Here is a 20533-nt window from a genome sequence, read left to right as displayed (position 1 = left end):
AAAAATGGCCGATCTGCCGCGTGTTCTCTCCCACATAGACGAAAATCTTGAGCAAAGTGTTGAGCGTCTGGTCACGCTTCTCAAAATTCCCAGCGTGTCGACCGACCCGGCGTTCGCCGGGGAATGCGTCCGGGCGGCGGAATGGCTGAAGGGGAGCTCGAGGCCCTCGGCTTCGACGCGTCGGTGCGCCCGACCGGCGGCCATCCGATGGTGGTGGCCCACTATGTTCCCGACGACGTGCCGGAGACGGCGCCGCATGTGCTGTTCTACGGCCATTACGACGTCCAGCCGCCCGACCCGCTGGAGGAGTGGAAGAGCCCGCCATTCGAGCCGCAGCGCGTCAAGGGCGCGAACGGGCGCGAGCAGATCGTCGCGCGCGGGGCGGAGGACGACAAGGGCCAGCTCATGACCTTCCTGGAGGCCGCGCGCGCCTGGATCGGCGCGCAAGGGCGCCTGCCGGTCGCGGTCACGGTGCTTCTAGAGGGCGAGGAGGAGACCGGCAGCCCGAGCCTCGCCCCGTTCCTGGAGGCCAATGCGGCCGAATTGACCCACGATATCGCGCTCGTCTGCGACACCAATATGTGGGACCCGGAGACACCCGCCATCACCACACGGCTGCGCGGGCTGGTGCATGAGGAGGTGATCGTCACCGGCCCCTCGATCGATCTTCATTCGGGGCTCTATGGCGGCGCGGCGCGCAATCCGATCCGTGTGCTCACGCGCATTCTGGGCGAGCTGCACGACGATCGCGGGCGTGTCGCCGTTCCGGGCTTCTACGACGACGTCGCGCCGCTTCCCGACGCGATCAAGGCCCAGTGGGACGCGCTCGACTTCTCGGAAAAGGATTTCCTCGGAGATGTCGGCCTCTCCGTGCCGGCCGGCGAGGAGGGGCGCTCCGTGCTCGAGCAGCTCTGGTCGCGGCCGACCTGCGATATCAACGGCATTATCGGCGGCTATACGGGGAAGGGACGAAGACCGTGATCCCGTCGCGGGCGTCGGCCAAGATCTCCTTCCGCCTGGTGTCCGGCCAGGATCCGCAGAAGGTGCGCGACGGCTTCCGCGCCTTCGTGCGCGAGAGGCTGCCGGCCGACTGCGCGGTGGAATTCGTCGCCCATGGCGGAAGCCCGGCCATCGAGATCCCAACCGACAATGCCTATCTCTCCGCCGCCGCCGGGGCACTGAAGGACGAGTTCTCGAAGCCCGCGGTCATGATGGGCTGCGGCGGTTCCATCCCGATTGTCGGCGCGTTCCGCTCAAGGCTCGGCATGGACAGCATCCTGATCGGCTTCGGGCTCTCCGACGACGGCATCCACAGCCCGAACGAGAAATACGACATGGCGAGCTTCCATCGCGGCATGCGTAGCTGGGCCCGCGTTCTGGGCGCACTGGCGGGGTAGGGCGGACGTGTCGACGCGTCTCCGGCGGGCGGCGGCTACTTGTCGATGAGGAAGTCGTCGGCGGAGCGCCTGCCCGCCGTCTTCGTCTTCTCTGCCTTCTCCGCTTCGGCCTCGTCGAGATAGTCCTGCGTGGTGCGCACGCGCGGGCGCTCGCCCATGGCGAAGGGGTCGCGGCCGCCTTCGGCCTGGGCCTCGATCCGGCAGTCGTCGCACATGCGGATCAGCCGGGCGGCCTCCTCGCTGCGGAACATGCTGTGCTTGCCGGCAAGCGTTGCGGCGATGCGCTCCACCGCACTCTTCGTGCCGAAGGGCTTGCCGCAGCGGATGCAGGTGAAGGGCTCCTCCTCGTTGAGGAGGACGGGTTCCATGACGCCGGGTGTGAAATTGTAGCGCGGCTCGAGCGCGATGACCTGTTCGGGACAGGTCCTGCGGCACAGGCCGCACTGGACGCAGGCCTGCTCCACGAAACGCAGCTCCGGACGGTCGGGATTGTCCTTCAGCGCACCCGTAGGACAGGCGCTGACACAGGCGAGGCACATGGTGCAGCCATCGGTGTCGACCGAGATCCGCCCATAGGGCGCGCCGTCGGGCAGGGCGAGAAGCGTGGCGGGCTCCGGTGCCCCCTCGTTGAGCGCGGTCAGCGCCATGCGGGCGGCCTCGCGCTTGAGGCCGGAGGGCACGAAGGCGTGCGGCGCGGGACCCGTCCCGTCGCGCGGCCGCCAGACGACGGCCTCGACTGCATCGGGGTCGGTCTCCGCGACGATCTCCGCCCTGTCATGCCCGCCATGGCCCATGCCGGCCATGAGCGCGTTGACGAGGCGGGCCTCCGCGCGAAGTCCCTCCAGCTCTTCCGGGTGCCGGGGGTCGGCGAGAAGCAGGACGGCTCGGGCGCCGGCGGCGAGCGCGACGGCCATGGCCTCATGCCCGATCTGCGTCGTCTCGTTGACCGCGAGCGGCAGCACATGGGCCGGCAGGCCGCGCCCGAAGCGGGCGAGCGCGGAGAGCATCTCCTCGCCATGGCGGCCGTCATGGACAAGGAGGACGGGATCGGTCCCGCCCGCGCCGAGATAGGTGTCGACGAGGGTGCGAATGCGCTTCAGCAGGTCCTCGCGTCGGGGCAGTCGGTAGGAAGCCGCACCCGTCGGGCACACGCTCGCGCACACGCCGCAGCCGCCGCACAGCGCCGGGTCGATCGCGACCTCGTCGCCATTGGGCGAGATCGCGGAGGCGGGGCAATTGTCCAGGCAGCGCGTACAGCCTGTCTGCCCGTTGCGGGAATGGGCGCACAGATCGGCATCGTAATGGACATAGAGCGGCTTCTCGAACTCGCCGACGAGGTCGCAGATGTCGAACAGGGCCGTGGCGATGGCGGCCGGGTCGCGCGGGTCGGCGCGGAGATAGCCGTCGCGGCGTTCCGCGGAGGGGAAGAGCGGTGTCCCGCCGGTGAGGTCGAGGATCAGGCTGCACTCGGCGTGCGCCTCCTGCCTCGCCATGGCGAAGTCGAGGCCGGCGCGCGAGGAGGGGATCACGGGCGCATAGTCCTTCACCGTGACGGAGAAGGCGCCGAAATGACCCTCCGCGGCGACGATGCGGCCCTTGTGGATCGCTACCTCCGCCCTGTGCGGCGGCACGATGCCGTCGTCGTCGGCGAGGAGCAGGGAGACATTGAGCCGGCCCTGCAGCTTCGTCGCCGCGTCCAGGGCCTCCTGTCCGCGGCCATAGACGAGGCATATGCCGTCGGAGGAGAGGGTCGTGGTGCCGGCGGGCTCGATCTCGAGGGCGGCCTCGCCGAGCAATGCGGCGATCTTCGCGGAGAGGTCGGCCTTGTCCCCCGTCCAGCCGGCGCGCTCGCGGATATTGGCAAAATGGAGCTCGCCCTCATGCCCGGCCTCCGCCGCGAGCTCGCGGAACAGGGGGGCCTCCTGCGTGCAGGCGACGAGCAGCGGCTCGCCGTCCTCGAGTGCTGCCGAATAGCGCGCGGCCTCGCTGCGGCAGAGATGGCTGTGGATGGTCGGGGGCTCGTCCGAGCCGAGCGCCCTGGCGAGCTTTGCCGGATCGAGCGCCATGGTGCGCTCGCAATTGCACAGCAGCACCTGCCTGCCCTTGAGTTTCATGTCCGTCCAGGCTCCTGCCGGCCCCCGGTGCCGCCGGCCGATCATTAGAACTGGAACGACTCTAAGGTTTCGGACGCCAAAGGCAAACCGGATTCCACATCATGGTCGGAAGGGCCCGGACTTGCCCGTCGATCGCGTCCCACGGCTCGTGCGCGATACCGAAAAGTGCAGACAGTTTTCGCCATGATGCTCTATGATCGGGGCATGGCGGAGGATGGCATGACGACCGCTGACACCATCGCTCTCGGGGTCGTGGTCGAGAAGCGCAGGATCGACCATCCCTGGGCGGACGAGGAATGGAAGGCCGTCGCGGTCATCGCCGGTGCACCGGACAGGCCGGACTGGACGGTGCTGCGCGAGGGCGCGGAGACCGTGCAGTATCACGCCGCGACCCTGCCGCTGACCGTGCACCGGTCGGACACGGAGGCCTATCTCTACAATCTGAACGCCCCGCACCCGTCCGTCTTCGTGATCATGCGCCGCAACGAGGAGGCGTCGGGCGGTGCGCCCTTCACGGTCGCGCGGCTCACCGCCAGCGCCTACGAGGCGCAGGATTATCTCGATTCCGGCGAGGAGGATGTCGCACGCGTGGACATGCCGCCCGATGTCGGCCTGTGGTTGGAGGCGTTCGTGGCCGCCCATCATCACGAGCAACCCTTCGTGAAGCGCAAGCGCGACAGGGTGGATGTGGAGGAGCACAAATTCGGTCAGGAGCCGCTCGTGGAGCTGCGCGAACGCATGCGCCGCGCCCGTGGCGGCGAGGGTGGACACCATGGCGAGGGATGAGACCTTCATAGCGCGCTGGTCGCGGCGCAAGCTCAAGGAGGAGCGCGACGAGGATCGCGATGCGCCCGTCTCCCCCGACGAATCCGGAACGCCGGCCGAAGCCGGGACCGCTCCGGACGTGTCCGGGCAGGATGGGGAGGGAACCGGCGAGGCGCTGACGCCGGAGGAAGAGGCGATGGTGCGCGAGCTCGAGGAGGTCGATATCGACGCGCTGACCCATGAGGACGATTTCACCCGCTTCCTCCACAAGAAGGTGCCGGCGGAGCTGAAGCGCCGTGCGCTGCGCAAGCTGTGGACCACCGATCCGCTCTTCGCCATCCGCGATGGGCTCAACGATTACGACACCGACTTCACCGACAAGGCGACCGTCGTTGAGACCTTGAAGAGTGCCTGGATGCCTGGGTGTGGCTATGCACCCGAGGAGTCCGAAGAGCCGGAGGAGCCGGAGGAGGAGGCGCCCGGGGCGGCGGCTGCTTCTCAGGATGACGAGGCTGTCGCGTCTGTCGACGGGGAGGAGCGGGACCAGGCGGGCGAGTCCTCGGCGGACGGCGCCGAGGAGGAGGGGCCCGAACCGGATCCCAATCGCCGTGCCTGATCCGCTATCGTGATTTTGCACCGCTCATCCCGGCACAAATTCCAGGGAATCTCGTGGGGGAGGGCGGCTTTTGACGGTCGTCATTCCCGCGGACGCGGGAAACCATCTCCTTGACGCCGCTTATGGATTCCCGCTTTCGCGGGAATGACGGAGATGGACGGGACAGGCGACGATCACGGCTCGTCGGTGTCGAAGATCGTCGGCTGGGTGTTGACGAGGTTGATCTTCCAGGAATCGGCCGGCAGCTTGCGCAACTCGCGCGGATGGATGAACTCGTCGCGGAACCACGGGAAACGCTGCGGCGAGAAGGTTTCCTTCAACCAGTCGATCATGATGGAGACGCGCGTCGACTGGCGCACATCGGGGTGATAGGTCATCCAGATGTCGACATGGTGGTGGAAGCCCACATCGATCGCCACGAGATCGTCCGACAGCACGGCCGCATAGGTGGCGAGCCCACCAATGCCCGCCCCCTTCTCCACGGCGTGGTAGTGCGCCGTGCTCGCATTGGTGCGCATGCCGACAATGCCTTCCGGATTGCGGATGCCCAGGAACCGCGCGGCGACGCCTTCCTCCAGCTGCGGGGCATACTGGTCGATCAGCCGGTGGTTCAGGATGTCCTCGCGCGAGCGCGGCATGCCGTAGGTGGCGATATATTCCTTCGAGGCGAAGGGATAGACGTGCAGGCGCCCGAGCTTGGTGACCTTGAGGTCGGGGTTGGTCGGACGGGTGAACTGGACGGCGATATCCGCCTCCATGCGCAGCACGTCCGCGCTTTCCATGGCGCATTTGAGCTCGATGACGAGCTTCGGATTGGTGCGCTGCAGCTCCACGAGCCGCGGGGCGACCCAATAGGTGCCGAGCCCCTCGGTGATGGACACGCGCACGAGCCCCGTCGGATTGGTGTCGCGCGCCTGCACGGCCCGCTGCAGCTCGAAGCTGGAGGATTCCATGCGCTTGGCGTGCTGCAGGATGGCAAGCCCCGCCGGGGTGAGCTCCACACCGTCGGGCAGGCGGTCGAACAGTCGAGCCTGAAGCGCATATTCGAGCTTGTCGATTCGCCGCACGATGGTCGACGAACTCATGCGCAGGCGCTCCGCCGCCTTGCGCAGGCTGCGCGCCTCCGCCGCCGTCACGAACAGGCGGATGTCGTCCCAGTCCGGTGGGGGCGCCGTTTCCGCAGCCTGTTCGATATTTGCATCACGGCGCTCTAATTTTTTGGGCACGGTCAGCCTCCAATTAAGAGCTACCTTCTACGCGAAACATGAGTTTTCTCCCACTCTATGGCTGACGGGTCAAGAAACCCTTAATGCGATATGTACGAAGCATGTATATTCAGCGATGCGTTTTTGCAGCCACCGGGAGTTGCTGTGGCTGAGATGAGTGCGGGGAAAACCTTGACGGATAGGATATCGCGGAGTGCGTCGCGGGAGCTCGATCTGCTGCCTGCGATGCCGATGCCTGCCGGTGTCATTGTCCGCCAGTTAAGGGAAGAAGATTTCGATCCCCTTTACGATCTGGCGGAACGCTATTTCGGCGGTGCGATTGCCTCGCGCGAGGTGGTTCGCGGCATCGTCCGGCACAATCCGGAATCGGCCTATGCGATCGGCCGCATGACTGACGACGGGGCGTTCCGGGCCTTCGGCTACGTCGCCCTGCTCATGCTGAATGCCCGTGGCCTGGAGGCGCTGATCTCCGGCGCGCTCGATGCTCACGACCCCCAGCTCGAGTATCTGGAGGACAGCGGCGGACAGCCGGCGGCGGTCTATGTCTGGGGCGTCGTCGCGGCGGGCAAGGCCATCGCCGGGCTGCCCCGGATCATGGATCTGCTCCAGGCAGAGCGTTATCGCCACGCCGATCTCTATGCGCGGCCGGCCACCGAGGCAGGCCTGCGGATTCTGAAGTCGTTGAGTTTCGTCCAGTGTCCCCGGGCCGGAGAGCCCGAGGGGGAAGAACTCTATGTGTATCGCAGAATCGCCAATCGGACAGCACTCTGAGCGTCCGGGCCCGGCAACCGGGCGAAAATCGCCGCAAAGTCGGGATATACGGGCTGAGGATGCCTTCGAAGCGGGGAAATTGGAGCCACGTCATGACCATGATGAACGACAACTACGCGTTTAACACCTATCGCAAGAGCGGCACGCGGTCGCCCTACACGAACCAGAAGGAGATCGGGATCAAGGTCGCCGACTGCATCGAGGACCTGATGAAGGTCTTCGCGATCCGCTCCGCCGTCTATCTGAGCGAGCAGGAGTGCCCCTATGAGGAGGAGTTCGACGGCAACGACTTCTCCGCCTCCCATCTCATCGGCTATATGGGCGACGAGCCGGTGGCCTGCATGCGGGTGCGCTATTTCGCCGATTTCGCCAAGCTGGAGCGCTTCGCGCTGCGCAAGGAGTACCGCAAGTCGCGCATGGCGCTGGTGATGGCGCGCGCCGCCATCGAGCTGTGCCGGGTGAAGGGCTACACGAAGATCTACGGGCATGCCCAGGATCCGCTGGTCAAGTTCTGGGCGCGGTTCGGCGGCAAGCCCATCGAGCCGCAGCGCGACCTGTATTTCTCCGACTACCGCTATACCGAGATCGTGATCGAGACGGAGCCGCATCCCGATGCCCTGTCCATGGAGAGCGATCCCTATGTTTTGATCCGGCCCGAGGGCCAGTGGTCGGATCCGGGCATCCTGGACCAGTCGGCAACCCGCTCCAGCGCCCATGGGTGAGCCCATGCTGCGCTGGTCGAAAGGCGGCACAGCCGGCCCGTCGCGGCCGCAATGTCGCCGGATGCGCCCCGCTGTCGAGGAGGATCGGGGCTTCATCCGTCCGCAAACGGCGCCGCTGCTCGTGATGGTCGACATGCAGCGCGAATATGTCGAGGAAGGCAGGCCGCTGTATCTGCACGAGATCGACGGGAGCCTTGCGCGCTGCAAGGCGCTCCTCGACACCGCGCGGGCGAGGAACTGGGATGTCGCCCATGTGTTCTGGCGCTGCTCGGGGCCGCTGTTCAATCCGCGCACGCCCTATTGGGAGGCGATCGACGGTTTCCACGCCCGTGCGACCTCGGAGAAGGTGTTCTTCAAGAGCGAGCCTTCGGCCTATTCGAGCGAGACCTTCGCCCGGATGATGGCGGATCGCCAGCCGGCGGTGACCTATCTGGCCGGCTATCAGGGCACGCTCGCCTGCCTGTGGACCATGGTCGATGCCCATGAGCGCGGGCACGACATGGTGTTCGTGGGCGACGGATCGCATTCCGCCGCGACCGATGCGGCCGGCGAGGCGCAGACCCATTCGACCCTGGTGGAGATCGTCAGGCAGTTCGCCGACGTGGTCAGCGTGCAGGAGGTCGTCGGCGAGAACGAAGGGACGGCGAGACCTATGGCGGAGACCGGTGCCGACCTGATGGACAGACCGGTGCTCGCAGCACGGGCCGTCTAGGCCGGGCGGCAGCCGGCGGAAGGATGACGAGACGCGTGCGGCCGGGGCGGATGGCCCGCGCGGGCGGCATGGTCCGGTCTTGGCCCGCTTCGGCGGATCCCCGGATCAGGCTGCTCTTCGGGGGAGTCGCGGATAGCGGCTCCCCTTTTTTCGCGCAGTGCGGGGCGATGTCGCATTTGGGCGATGAGCGGACGCATTGCGCCGAGCGCTGTCGCCCGGCTGGCCCGACTCTGGACCCCATGGCCCGCGCCCACAAAAAACCGATGCGGGGATCGGGACGATGGGTCATACTACGAAATGTGACCATCAGAAGGCTTGTATCTTGGCTGCACAGTCTTTATGCAGATAATGGTCTAATAATAGCGGCGGCGCAGCGCGCGGTTGCAAATAAGACGATAATAACAAGCGGGGTCGGTTGGCATGCGCTTTGCAATGCCGGCTGATGAAGAGGCAAAAACCGGGTGAACGGGAAGAGGCATCGACCTGATGACGGACGAGGCTGTCGTCGACGACCCTATGGTGCGGTTCGTCGATGTTCAAAAGAGCTATGACGGCGAGACTCTCGTCGTAAAAAACCTCAATCTGGATATCGCCAAGGGCGAATTCGTGACCATGCTTGGCCCGTCGGGGTCGGGCAAGACGACCTGCCTGATGATGCTGGCGGGCTTCGAGCCGGCGACCCATGGCGAGATCTATCTCAACGACAGGCCGATCAACAATGTGCCGCCCCACAAGCGCGGCATCGGCATGGTGTTCCAGAACTATGCCCTGTTCCCCCACATGACCGTGGCGGAGAACCTGGCGTTTCCGCTTCAGGTGCGCGGCCTCGGCAAGGCCGACACCGAGGCCCGCGTGAAGCGTGCGCTGGAGATGGTGGAGCTGCCCGGCTTCGAGGGGCGCAGGCCCGCCCAGCTCTCCGGCGGCCAGCAGCAGCGCGTCGCCGTGGCCCGGGCCCTGGTGTTCGAGCCGGACCTCGTCCTCATGGACGAGCCGCTCGGCGCGCTCGACAAGCAGCTGCGCGAGCAGATGCAGTTCGAGATCAAGCACATTCACGAGAGCCTCGGCGTCACCGTCGTCTATGTCACCCACGACCAGTCCGAAGCACTGACCATGTCGGACCGGATCGCGGTCTTCAACGACGGCCGGATCCAGCAGCTCTCCACGCCCGACGTGCTCTACGAGCAGCCCGACAACAGCTTCGTCGCCCAGTTCATCGGCGAGAACAACAAGCTGCAGGGCACCATCGAGGCGCTGGAGGACAACGTGTGCAAGGTCAAGCTCGACACGGGCGAGCTGATCGACGCGCTGCCGGTGAATGTCGAGGGGGTGGGTGCGCGCACCACACTCTCTCTGCGGCCGGAGCGGGTCGAGATCAATCCCAATGGCAACGCCGCCAATGTGCTCGAGGGCGAGATCGAGGAGCTGATCTATCTCGGCGATCACATCCGCACCCGCATGTCCGTCGCCGGCCATGAGGACTTCATCGTGAAGATCCCCAACAAGTCCGGCCACCAGGCCTTGCGCGAGGGAACACGGACCAAGATCGGCTGGAAGACGGGCGATTGCCGCGCGCTCGATCCGATCGTTCTCGAATAGTGCCGCAAGGGGCTGGCGGTCGCCCGCCGGCTCCGCCATTGGCGGCCGATCCTTCGGGACGGGAATTGGACTGGCCGGCGGTTTCCTGAACCGCTCGGTGTCCAGAAGAGGCGGTGGGGCAAGCGCTCGCCGCCGGAATGCGAGGAAGGGAGAAAATCCTATGAAAGATATGCTCAAGCTCGGCGTCTCCACCGCCGTTGCCGTTGCCTTTCTGGGCGCGGCCGGCGTGGCGAGCGCCGAGGATTCGCTGACCATCGTCTCCTGGGGCGGGGCCTACACGAATTCTCAGGTCAAGGCCTATCACGAGCCTTACAGCGAGAAGACCGGCACCAAGATCTTCAACGAGGACAAGTCGGCCAACGCGCTGGCCGGCATCCGTGCCCAGGTCGAGGCCGGCAATGTGACGTGGAACGTCGTGGACATGCTCCAGGCCGATGCGCAGCGCGCCTGCGACGAGGGCCTCATCATGGAGGTTCCCCACGACGAGTGGCTCGCGCCGGGCCCCAATGGCGAGCCGGCCTCGAAGGACTTCATCGACGGCACGCTGGGCGACTGCTTCATCCCGCAGATCCTGTATGCGACCATGTTCGCCTACAACACGGATGCCTTCCCCGATGGCGGGCCGAAGACGGTCGCCGACATCTGGGACCTGGAGAAGTATCCGGGCACGCGCTCGCTGCAGAAGATCCCGCAGAAGAACCTCGAATGGGCTCTGATCGCCGACGGCGTCCCAGCCGACGAGGTCTATGAGGTGCTGGCCACGAAGGAAGGCCAGGACCGGGCCTTCAAGAAGCTCGACGAGATCAAGGACAGCGTGATCTGGTGGTCGGAGGGTGCCCAGCCGCCCCAGATGCTCGCCGACAAGGAGGCGGTGATCGCCACCGCCTATAACGGCCGCGTTTTCAATGCCCAGGTCAACGAGGACCAGCCCTTCAAGATCATGTGGGACCACCAGATGTTCGAGGTCGATGGCTGGGTCGTGCCCGTGGGCAACGAGGACAAGATCAACCTGATCAAGGACTATCTCTATTTCGCCACGGACACGCAGCGTCTGGCGGATCAGGCCAAGTACATCTCCTACGGTCCGGCGCGCAAGTCGTCGGCCCCGCTCGTCGGCAAGCACGAGGCGACCGGCGTCGACATGAAGCCGCATATGCCGACCAGCCCGGAGAACCTGAAGACGGCCGTCAGGTTCGACACGACCTTCTGGGCGGATTATGGCGACGCGCTCGAGGAGCGCTTCAACGCCTGGCTGGCCCAGTAAGGGGCTTCGACAAGCGCCGGAGACGGGATCGCCCGTCTCCGGTCGCCTCCCGGCCTGGCTGACGGGCCGGGCCGTGCGATGGGTGATCCAAGAGGGCTCGGGCAGGAATGACTGATATTGCGGCCAATTCGGGACCGTCGTCGCCGACGGAAATCACAACCGCCGACGGCACGCCCCTGAAAGTATCGTTGCGGCGGTCGGAACGCAGGGCGCGCTGGCGTGCCTTCCTGCTGGTCGCACCGCTTCTGGCGTTCCTCGTCGTCACCTTCGGTTTCCCGATCGTGGCCATGATGTCGCGGTCGGTCTACAATCCGGAAGTCGCCAACTACCTGCCGAACACCGCCGAGGCCATCCAGGAGTGGGACGGCGAGGGCATTCCCGACGAGGCGGTCTTCACCGCCATGGCGGAGGACATGCGCGTCGGTTCGGAAAACCGGACCATCGGGCGTGCGGCCGGGCGCATCAACCGCGAGATCCCGGGAGCCCGCAGCCAGGTCATGGGCACGGCACGCGATCTCGACGAGATGCAGCCACCTTACAGGGAGGCCTTCCTGGCCGCCGACGAGGGCTGGGCAAACCCGACATTCTGGCGGCTCATCAAGCGCGAGACCCGCATCATCACACCGGCCTATTATCTTCTGGCGCTCGATTTCGAATATTCGCCCGACGGCGAGATCGTCGAGCGGCCGGAGACTTATCAGATCTACCGCCTGCTGTTCATCCGGACGGCCTGGATGAGCCTCGCGATCACGGGGCTGTGCATCCTTCTCGGCTATCCGGTCGCCTATATGCTGGCGACGCTGCCGCTGCGCACCTCGAACCTCCTGATGATCCTCGTCCTCCTGCCGTTCTGGACATCGCTGCTCGTGCGGACATCCGCCTGGATCGTGCTGCTCCAGCAGCAGGGCGTGATCAACGAATTGCTCGTCTGGGCGGGCTTCATCGACACGGGCGACCGGATAAGGATGATCTACAACCAGACCGGCACGATCATCGCGATGGTGCACATCCTGCTGCCCTTCATGATCCTGCCGCTCTATTCGGTCATGAAGACCATTCCGCCATCCTATATGCGCGCGGCGCGGTCCCTGGGGGCCAACCAGTTCACGGCCTTCACGAAGGTCTATATGCCGCTGACGATCCCGGGGCTTGCGGCGGGCGTGCTGCTCGTCTTCATCCTGGCGATCGGCTACTACATCACGCCGGCGCTGGTCGGCGGCGAGACCGGTATCTTCATCTCGAACCTCATCGCATCAAACATGCAGGGCACGAGCGCGCAGCTGAAGCTCGCCTCGGCGCTGGCGACCATCCTGCTGCTGCTGGTGCTGGTGATATACTGGCTGTTCAACAAGCTTGTCGGCGTCGACCGGCTGAAATTCGGCTGACCGAACGGAGCGAGGAGACGTATCGACCATGGCTCTTCCGTCCTATGCCGGCCCCCTGGAGCGGTTCTGGTACTATGCCTACCGGGTGATCTGCGCGGCGATCTTCCTGTTCCTGATCGTGCCGATCATCGTGATCGTGCCCCTGTCCTTCAATGCGGAGCCCTATTTCACCTTCACCAAGGAGATGCTCTCCTTCAATCCGGACGGCTATTCGATGCGCTGGTACGATGCCCTGCTCTCCAGCGACGAATGGCTGCGGTCGATCCGCAACTCTTTCTTCATCTCCACATCCTCCACGATCATCGCCACCACGCTCGGCACCATCGCCGCGCTGGGCCTGAGCCAACGGCAGATGCCGGCGCGCGGGCTGATCACGGCGCTGCTGATCTCCCCGATGATCGTGCCGCTCATCATCACGGCGGCCGCTCTGTTCAGCTTCTATGCGCGGGTGAACCTCGCCAACACCTTCTTCTCCATCATCATGTCGCATGTGGTGCTGGGCACGCCCTTCGTGGTGATTACGGTGACGGCGGCGCTGTCGGGCTTCGACCAGAGCCTCATCCGGGCGGCACAGAATCTGGGGGCCGACCAGGTGCGGGTGTTCTTCAAGATCATCCTGCCCCTGCTGCTGCCGGGCGTGATCGCGGGTGCGCTGTTCGCCTTCGTCACGTCGCTCGACGAGGTGGTCGTGGTGCTGTTCCTGGCCGGGCCCGAGCAGACGCCGATGACGGTGAGAATGTTCTCCGGCCTGCGCGAGGAGATCTCGCCAACCATTCTCGCACTCGCCTCGATCTTGGTCGCCATCTCCATCTGCCTGCTGACCACGATGGAGCTCATCCGGCGCCGGTCGGAGCGGCTGCGCGGCATCAAGGGATAGATCCCGGCGACAGCGACGGATTGCGCATAATGGCCAGATCACCGCCCAGACACCGAGCATGGACAAAGGGCGGCGGCTGGCCGGTTTCCGGCCTCGCGATCGTGCCGGCCCTTATCGCCGCATGGCTCGCAGGCCCCCCGGCAGCGGGGGCGCAGGAGCCCGTATTCGATGCCGCCATCGTGCTCGCGGTGGACTGTTCCTACAGCGTGGATCAAGAGGAGTTCGAGCTCCAGCGCGGCGGGCTTGCCCAGGCCTTCCGGGAGCCCGAGATCGTCGAGGCGATCCGCAGCGGCGCCAATGGCCGGATCGTCATCAGCCTCGTGGAGTGGTCCGATGCCGACAGCCAGGTGATCGTGATCCCCTGGACGGTCGTCTCGGGTCCCGCCGAAGCCGAAGCCCTTGCCGACCGCATCGGCGCGATGCCGCGCAAGCTGGGGGAGGGTGGTACGGCGATCACGGCGATCATGCGCTTCGCCGGCGGCATGCTGCTCGACGCGCCGTTCCGGGCGGACCGCTACGTCATCGATATCTCGTCCGACGGCCGCAACAATACCGGCGGCAATCCGCGCCTGGTGCGCGATCAGCTGGCCGCCGCCGGCATCACGATCAACGGTCTCACCATCCTCAACGAGGTGCCGACGCTCAACTATTATTTCGAGCGCACGATTGTGGGCGGGCCGGCGTATTTCGTCGTCGTGGCGAACGATTATGCTGGATACCGGGAGGCGGTTCTCCGTAAGCTCCTGCGAGAAATCACCGCCCCCCAACTGTCCGGCCTGCCCCAGGGCGGCGAGGGAATTCCCTGACCGCCCCCGGTTGCTCCAGACGTCCTCAGGCCGGATGCCGCGTTCCGGAGATTGTCCCTTGCAGCATATGGATGCCGATACGGTCCACCGGCTTCTCGATTTTCCGGGCCTCGTCGATGCGCTGGCCGAGGCCCATCGCGGGCCGGAGCCGCTGGTCGAGCGTGCCGATCTCGCCCGCGATACGGGCGGGGAGACGCCGGACAGTTTCCTCATCAGGCCCGCCTGGCAGCCGGGCGTCGCCTGCGGTGCGAAGCTCACGACCGTGATGCCCGGCAATCCGGCGCGTCACCCGGATGTGCCGGCCATCCAGGCGCTCTATGCGATCTTCGACGGCGAGACGGGCAGCCCCCGCGCCACGATAGACGGCACGGCGCTGACCTACCGGAAGACGGCGGCGGATTCCGCGCTCGGGGCCCGGCTGCTCGCGCGCGAGGATGCCCGCCGGCTCGTCATGGTGGGGGCAGGGGCGCTCGCCCCCTATCTGGTCGCGGCGCACCGTGCCGTGCGACCCTCGCTCGCCCATGTCTCGATCTGGAACCGCAGCAGGCAGAAGGCCGCCGATCTCGCCGAGGATCTTGCTAGCGCCGGTGTCGAGGCCGATGTCGTGGACGATCTCGAGGCCGCCGTGCGCGACGGAGACGTCGTCTGTTGCGCGACGGCGGCCACCGCGCCGGTCGTCATGGGGGCGTGGCTCAAGCCCGGCGCGCATCTCGACCTCGTGGGCGGCTTCACGCCCTCCATGCGCGAATGCGACGACGAGGCGGTGCGCCGCGCGTCGCTCTTCGTCGATTCACGCTGGTTCGCGGTGGAGCAGGCGGGCGATATCGGCGACCCGCTCCGGCGCGGCGTGATCGGCCCCGAGGCGGTCCGGGCAGACCTGTTCGAGCTGTGCCGCGGCCTGCATCCCGGCCGGGACGGGCCGAACGAGATCACGCTGTTCAAGAATGGCGGCGGCGGCCATCTCGATCTCTTCACGGCCATCCATGCGATGGAGATGTTCGCTCGCGAGGGGTAGCGGGCCTGTGCAGTCTTGTCGGATGGCGCCCTATCCGGCGGTCGACGGGGAGGTGGCGAGACGTGCGGCCTGTCCGATCCAGTCGTCGCGCGCGATCCGCCCCCGGAACTTGAGCCGGCCATCGACCCAGGCGGCATTCTCCGCGCTCCAGCCGGCGATCTGGTCGTAATGATAGATGCCGAGCGCGTTGAGCTGCTGCTCGATCTTGGGGCCGATGCCGGAAATCCTCTTCAGGTCGTCGGGGCCGTTCTCGCGGGCTTCCGGCAGCGTGTCCGGCCGGCCGTCCTCGGCCTTGCCGTCGTCCTCTCCGAGCGCGGGCTCTGTCTCCCCTTCGGCGAAGGCGATCACCGGTTCCATGGCGGCGAGCTCGTCCTCGGGGATGTGGCACAGGATGAAATGGCCCGGCATAACCTCCTTGAGCGGCGGCATGGCGGTCTCGCAGATCTCGCCGATCTTGCGCGGGCAGCGGGTCTGGAACGGGCAACCGGAGGGCGGGTCCATCGGGCTCGGCAGCTCGCCCTTGAGGATGATGTGCTTCTTCTTGATCGAGGTGTCGGCGATCGGCACCGCGGAGAGCAGGGCTTCCGTATAGGGGTGATAGGGCGGGGAGAAGACCTGGTCGGTCGTGCCCTGTTCCATAATCTGGCCGAGATACATGACCACGATCCGGTCGGCGAGATAGCGCACGACGGAGAGGTCGTGGCTGATGAACAGCATGGTGGTGCGCTTCTGGCGCTGTATGTCGGTGAGGAGGCCGGTGATGGCCGCCTGGACGGAGACGTCGAGGGCGGAGACCGGCTCGTCGGCGACCACGACCGCGGCGTCGCCGGCAAAGGCACGCGCGATGCCGACGCGCTGCTTCTGGCCGCCGGAGAGCTGTCGCGGCTTGCGGAAGGCGAAGTCGCGCGGCAGCTTCACCATGTCGAGGATCTCGAAGACCTTCTCGCGGATTGCGGACTTGGAGGTGGCGACGCCGAACTTCTTGAGCACCCGGCCGATCTGCGCGCCCACCGTATGGCTCGGATTGAGGGTCTCGAACGGGTTCTGGAAGACGATCTGGAGGTCGCCGACAAGCTTCGGCCCGCGCCGCTCGATGGGCAGCCGCGCGACGTTCTTGCCGTCGAGCAGGATCTGGCCCTCCGTCGCCTGCTCGAGCCCCATGAGCACCTTGGCGAAGGTCGTCTTGCCGCAGCCCGATTCCCCGACAATGGCGACCGTCTCCGCCTCGCGCGCCTCGAAGGTGAGGTCCTCGTTGGCCTTCACATGGCGCAGGCGCTTGCCGGAGAGCAGGCCTTTCAGCGAATTGTCGCGGACCTCGTAGTACTTCTTCATGTGATTGACTTCGAGGACCGTGTCGCCGATCTCCATCGGCGCCTGGCTCACGGCCTCCGGCACATGGGCCTGCCAGTCGATCTCGCGGTGTCGCACGCAGCGCACCGTGTGTCCGCTATCGCTCCGGACCGCCTCCATGGGGATCAGCCCCTTGTCGCACACGCCCTGCCGGAAGAAGTCGCAGCGCGGTCCGAAATAGCACCCTGCGGGGCGCTCGTGGGGCAGGGGCAGTTGGCCCGGAATGGCCGCCAGCGGGCGGGCATAGCGGTCCGTGCCCGGCAGCGGAATGGAGTTGAACAGGCCGCGCGTATAGGGGTGGCGCATATGGTCGAACACCTGGTCGACCGTGCCCTGTTCCACCGCCTGGCCGGAATACATTACCGTCACCCGGTCGCAGGTCTCCAGGATCAGCCCGAGATTGTGCGAGATATAGACCATGGAGGTCCCGAACTCGCGCGAGATGTCCTTGATGAGCTCCACGATACCGGCCTCGACGGTGACGTCGAGCGCGGTGGTCGGCTCGTCGAGCAGCAGGAGCCTGGGCTTCGACAGGAGCGCCATGGCAATCAGGACGCGCTGTTGCTGGCCGCCGGAGAGCTGGTGGGGATAGGCCTCCATGATGCGCTTCGGGTCGGGCAGGCGCACCGCGTCCAGCATCTCCATGGCGCGCATGCGGGCGTCGTATTCGGAGGTCCCCTCATGGATGGTGAGCACCTCGGTGAGCTGGTCGGTCACTTTCATGGACGGGTTCAGGGAGGCCATGGGCTCCTGATAGACCATGGAGATGTCCTTGCCGCGGATCTGGCGCAGCTCGGCCTCCGACATGGCGCGCATGTCGCGGCCGAGGAACCTGATCTCGCCGCCCGTGACCGCGCCGTTGCGGCCCATATAGCTCATGATGGCGAGCGCGACGGTCGACTTGCCGCAGCCCGATTCCCCGACGATACCGACCGCCTCGCCGGGCATGACGGTGAGGTCGAAATCGATCACCGCCGGAATCTCGCCGGCGCGCGTGTAATAGGAGATCGAGAGGTCCTTGCAGTCCAGAACCGGGGTTTGCGCGTCGTCGGCCATCCGTTGGTCCTCAGTCCCTCAGCGAGATCTCGCGCAGTCCGTCGGCCAGGAGGTTCAGGCCGAGGATCAGCGAGGAGATCGCGAGCGCCGGCCAGATCATCGCATTGGTGCCGAACTTGCCGAGCGGCTGGGCCTCCGCGATCATCTTGCCCCAGTCGGGATCCGGCGGCGGCAGGCCGAGACCCAGATAGCCCAGAAGCGCGATGGTGATGGTGACATAGCCGAGCCTGAGACAGGCATCGACGATCAGCGGCCCGCGCGCATTGGGCAGGAGCTCCACCAGCATGATGTAGGCTGCACTCTCGCCGCGCACCTGGGCGGCGGCGACATAGTCGCGCGTCTTCAAATCGAGCACGAGCCCGCGCACGATGCGCGCCACCTGCGGGGCGGTCGCGAAGGTGACCGCGGCGACGATGATGATGCCGGAGACCACCTTGGGCGAGAAGCCGAAGGTGTCCGACAGGAACCGGCCGAGATCCGACGACGGCCCGAGGCCTGTCAGGATGACCAGATAGAGCACCATGATCGGGAAGGAGAGCAGGACATTGGCGAGGAACGAGATCGCCTCGTCCCACCAGCCGCCGAGATAGCCGGCCATCACGCCGAGCGCCATGCCGACGAGATAGGCGACGAGAGTGGCGACCGAGGCCCAGAACAGCACGAGCTGGGAGCCCCATATGAGACGCGAGAGGATGTCGCGGCCGCGGTCGTCGGTGCCGAGCCAGAAGGTGGAGCCGTCGGGCGCCGGCGACATCGCTGGCTGCAGCGGCAGGGACGGTTCCAGCGGATTGTGGAGCGGCAGGACGGGCGCGAGGATGGCGGCGAGCACCCAGAACAGCACCAGTGCCGCACCCACCATGCCGATGGAGCTTTCGCGCAGGAGACCGACGGCGCCGAAGACCCGGCGCAGGATGCCGGGGGGCCTGGGGCTTTCGACGGTCTGTTCGGCCATGGCGGGGCTCCTTCGATCCTCAGCCGAAACGGATGCGCGGGTTGAGCAGCATGTAGCCCATGTCGGAGATGAACTGCGAGCTCACCGCGACGATGACGGCGATCATGGTGCAGGCCTCGATCACGAAGATGTCGCCGAAGAGGGCCGCGTCGTAGAGCAGCTTGCCGAAGCCGCGATAGGCGAAGAACACCTCCACCACGATGACGCCGGAGAGCAGGTAGTTGAGCTGCAATACCATGACGGTGAACGGTGCGATCAGCGCGTTGCGCAGCGCATGGCGCATGACGACGCGCTTGAAGGGGATGCCCTTGAGGACGGCCGTGCGGATATATTGCGAGGTCATCACCTCCGCCATGGAGGCCCGCGTCATGCGCGTATAATAGCCAAAATTGTAGATCACCAGCACCGCGACCGGCAGGACGAGCTGGTCGAGCGCGAAGCCGTCAGTGAAGGACGAGGTGCCGGGCAGGAGGTCGAGCCAGAAGACGAAGATGGCCACCAGAAGCGTCGCGGAGGCGAATTCGGGAATGGAGGTCGTGAACACCGAGGCGACCGTGATCGCCCGGTCGCGAAAGCTGCCTTCCGCGATGCCCGACAGGATGCCGAGCACGAGCGCGATGGCGACGGTGATCGCGAAGACGGTGCCGCCGAGGAGTGCGGTGTTGAGCAGGCGCGGCCACAGCAGCTCGCTGACCTTCGCCTGATATTGCAGCGACGTGCCCCAGTCGCCGGTGACGAAGCCCCAGACCCAGGAGAGATAGCGTTCCAGGAACGGGGCGTTGTAGCCGTTGTTCTCAAGCCACAGGAGGCGCTGTTCCATGGTGGAATAGGCGCCGAGCACCTTGGTGGCGACGTTCAGCTTGTCCGCCTCGAAGATGAGGAACAGGATGAACGAGATCACCGCCATGATGAGGATCATGGAGACGAGCCGGCGGATGGCGAGTGCGAGCATCGGCCGTCAGCCTCTCATGCGGCATGTGCGGCGGTCGGCCCGCCCGCAACCGGCCATGCCGGCTCCACGGGTCCGGCTTGCCGCCGGCTCCGGCCGGATACGCACTGTCCACCCTTTCGCGATGATGCGGCTCCCCTTGCGCTCCACCCCTGCCGGAACGGGCCGTCTCGTTCTCTCGCTCCCCTCGGAACGTCCGGCGGCCCGATCTCGCGATCATAGCCCGCGCGCCCGCGCCAAGGCAAGGAGACGGGCGGCACCGGACGGGCCCATGTGCACAAGGCGGCTTGACGTCGATCAACGCCGTGTGGCCGGCGCCATGCTAGGCGGGAGATGCGATGGATGGGCAATGAAAACGGTGGCAGGTGCGAGATGGTTGCCATACTGGATGCGCTTTACCGGGATCACGGCAACATTGCACGGCTTCTCGACATACTGGATGAGGAGCTTGCCGTGTTCGACGAGGCCGAACGGCCCGATTACGAGGTTATTCGCGCCATTGTCGACTATTTCAGGATCTATCCGGACCGGGTCCACCACCCCCGGGAGGATCTCGTCTTCGCAAGGCTGGCCGAACGTGCGCCGGAGGCGGCGAAGACGGTCGGCGACCTTGTGGGCGAGCATGCGGAGGTGTCCGCGCGGCTCGGCCGGTTCGCCTTCGCGCTCGACCAGATCCTCGGCGAGGGCGTGATGACCCGCAGGGAGTTCCGCGAGATCGCCCGGGATTTCGTCGATGGCGAACGCCGGCATATGGCCGCGGAGGAGGAGCGGTTCTTCCCCGTCGCGCTCAAGGCCCTGACCGAGGAGGACTGGGCAGAGCTCGACAGCACGCTGAGCACCGAGCCGGATCCGCTGTTTCGCGACGACGTGCGCGAGGAGTTCGCCGCATTGCGCCGGCAGATCGACAGGATGGAGCAGAAGGCCCGGGAGGAGCGCGCGGGAAAGACGCCTCGATGAGGC

General features: G+C 66.1%; 17 protein-coding genes and 1 pseudogene. 13 read left to right on the top strand and 5 right to left on the bottom strand.

What is annotated here, in order from left to right:
* Nucleotides 1-4 precede the first annotated feature (4 nt).
* Nucleotides 5-1397, top strand: a pseudogene (locus tag HW532_RS03765) (M20/M25/M40 family metallo-hydrolase).
* Nucleotides 1398-1432: 35 nt separating this feature from the next.
* Here the strand turns inward: HW532_RS03765 and HW532_RS03760 are convergent.
* A complete protein-coding gene (locus HW532_RS03760; protein ID WP_246479510.1) occupies nt 1433-3511 on the bottom strand; it encodes a 4Fe-4S binding protein in 2079 nt (692 codons plus the stop codon).
* Nucleotides 3512-3730: 219 nt separating this feature from the next.
* Between HW532_RS03760 and HW532_RS03755 the strand changes: the two genes are divergently transcribed.
* On the top strand, nt 3731-4297 hold the full coding sequence (locus HW532_RS03755; protein ID WP_213163134.1) for a DUF3305 domain-containing protein: 567 nt from the start codon (nt 3731-3733) through the stop codon (nt 4295-4297).
* Nucleotides 4284-4892, top strand: a complete 609-nt coding sequence (locus HW532_RS03750; RefSeq protein ID WP_213163133.1) for a DUF3306 domain-containing protein — start codon at nt 4284-4286, stop codon at nt 4890-4892. The genes HW532_RS03755 and HW532_RS03750 overlap by 14 nt, the downstream gene beginning before the upstream one ends.
* Before the next feature lie 173 nt (nt 4893-5065).
* On the opposite strand, the gene HW532_RS03745 is transcribed toward HW532_RS03750, so the two are convergent.
* Nucleotides 5066-6118, bottom strand: a complete 1053-nt coding sequence (locus HW532_RS03745; RefSeq protein WP_213163132.1) for a LysR family transcriptional regulator — start codon at nt 6116-6118, stop codon at nt 5066-5068.
* Nucleotides 6119-6262: 144 nt separating this feature from the next.
* Between HW532_RS03745 and HW532_RS03740 the strand changes: the two genes are divergently transcribed.
* From HW532_RS03740 to lhpI, 9 genes are all read left to right on the top strand, one after another.
* Nucleotides 6263-6889 carry a hypothetical protein gene (locus tag HW532_RS03740; RefSeq protein ID WP_213163131.1) on the top strand — a complete coding sequence of 209 codons (627 nt, stop codon included), beginning with the start codon at nt 6263-6265 and terminating at the stop codon, nt 6887-6889.
* A 92-nt stretch (nt 6890-6981) separates the two neighbouring features.
* On the top strand, nt 6982-7611 hold the full coding sequence (locus tag HW532_RS03735; protein WP_343068646.1) for a GNAT family N-acetyltransferase: 630 nt from the start codon (nt 6982-6984) through the stop codon (nt 7609-7611).
* A 61-nt stretch (nt 7612-7672) separates the two neighbouring features.
* Complete coding sequence (locus HW532_RS03730) at nt 7673-8323, top strand: isochorismatase family protein (RefSeq protein ID WP_213163130.1); 651 nt, start codon at nt 7673-7675, stop codon at nt 8321-8323.
* A 486-nt stretch (nt 8324-8809) separates the two neighbouring features.
* A complete protein-coding gene (locus HW532_RS03725; protein WP_246479508.1) occupies nt 8810-9919 on the top strand; it encodes an ABC transporter ATP-binding protein in 1110 nt (369 codons plus the stop codon).
* Nucleotides 9920-10079: 160 nt separating this feature from the next.
* Nucleotides 10080-11183 (top strand): extracellular solute-binding protein, encoded by a 1104-nt coding sequence (locus HW532_RS03720; protein ID WP_213163129.1) that lies wholly within the window; start codon nt 10080-10082, stop codon nt 11181-11183.
* A 107-nt stretch (nt 11184-11290) separates the two neighbouring features.
* On the top strand, nt 11291-12568 hold the full coding sequence (locus tag HW532_RS03715) for an ABC transporter permease (protein ID WP_213163128.1): 1278 nt from the start codon (nt 11291-11293) through the stop codon (nt 12566-12568).
* 28 nt (nt 12569-12596) lie between these two features.
* Nucleotides 12597-13445 carry an ABC transporter permease gene (locus tag HW532_RS03710; protein ID WP_213163127.1) on the top strand — a complete coding sequence of 283 codons (849 nt, stop codon included), beginning with the start codon at nt 12597-12599 and terminating at the stop codon, nt 13443-13445.
* Nucleotides 13446-13474: 29 nt separating this feature from the next.
* A complete protein-coding gene (locus HW532_RS03705; protein WP_213163126.1) occupies nt 13475-14251 on the top strand; it encodes a DUF1194 domain-containing protein in 777 nt (258 codons plus the stop codon).
* 67 nt (nt 14252-14318) lie between these two features.
* Nucleotides 14319-15266 carry a bifunctional Delta(1)-pyrroline-2-carboxylate/Delta(1)-piperideine-2-carboxylate reductase gene (gene lhpI, locus HW532_RS03700; RefSeq protein WP_246479922.1) on the top strand — a complete coding sequence of 316 codons (948 nt, stop codon included), beginning with the start codon at nt 14319-14321 and terminating at the stop codon, nt 15264-15266.
* A 30-nt stretch (nt 15267-15296) separates the two neighbouring features.
* Here the strand turns inward: lhpI and HW532_RS03695 are convergent, their stop codons facing one another.
* Genes HW532_RS03695 through HW532_RS03685 form a run of 3 tightly spaced genes read right to left on the bottom strand, consistent with a single transcriptional unit; the run spans nt 15297 to nt 19576 of the window.
* On the bottom strand, nt 15297-17672 hold the full coding sequence (locus HW532_RS03695; RefSeq protein ID WP_213163124.1) for a dipeptide ABC transporter ATP-binding protein: 2376 nt from the start codon (nt 17670-17672) through the stop codon (nt 15297-15299).
* Nucleotides 17673-17682: 10 nt separating this feature from the next.
* Complete coding sequence (locus HW532_RS03690; protein ID WP_213163123.1) at nt 17683-18624, bottom strand: ABC transporter permease; 942 nt, start codon at nt 18622-18624, stop codon at nt 17683-17685.
* A gap of 19 nt (nt 18625-18643) precedes the next feature.
* On the bottom strand, nt 18644-19576 hold the full coding sequence (locus tag HW532_RS03685) for an ABC transporter permease (RefSeq protein WP_213163122.1): 933 nt from the start codon (nt 19574-19576) through the stop codon (nt 18644-18646).
* A 369-nt stretch (nt 19577-19945) separates the two neighbouring features.
* Here HW532_RS03685 and HW532_RS03680 point away from each other — a divergent pair, with 369 nt between their 5' ends.
* Complete coding sequence (locus HW532_RS03680) at nt 19946-20530, top strand: hemerythrin domain-containing protein (RefSeq protein WP_213163121.1); 585 nt, start codon at nt 19946-19948, stop codon at nt 20528-20530.
* Nucleotides 20531-20533: the final 3 nt, after the last annotated feature.

This window comes from Kaustia mangrovi, assembly GCF_015482775.1.
Taxonomy (GTDB): domain Bacteria; phylum Pseudomonadota; class Alphaproteobacteria; order Rhizobiales; family Im1; genus Kaustia; species Kaustia mangrovi.
This window is presented reverse-complemented; position numbering and strand designations above follow the sequence as displayed.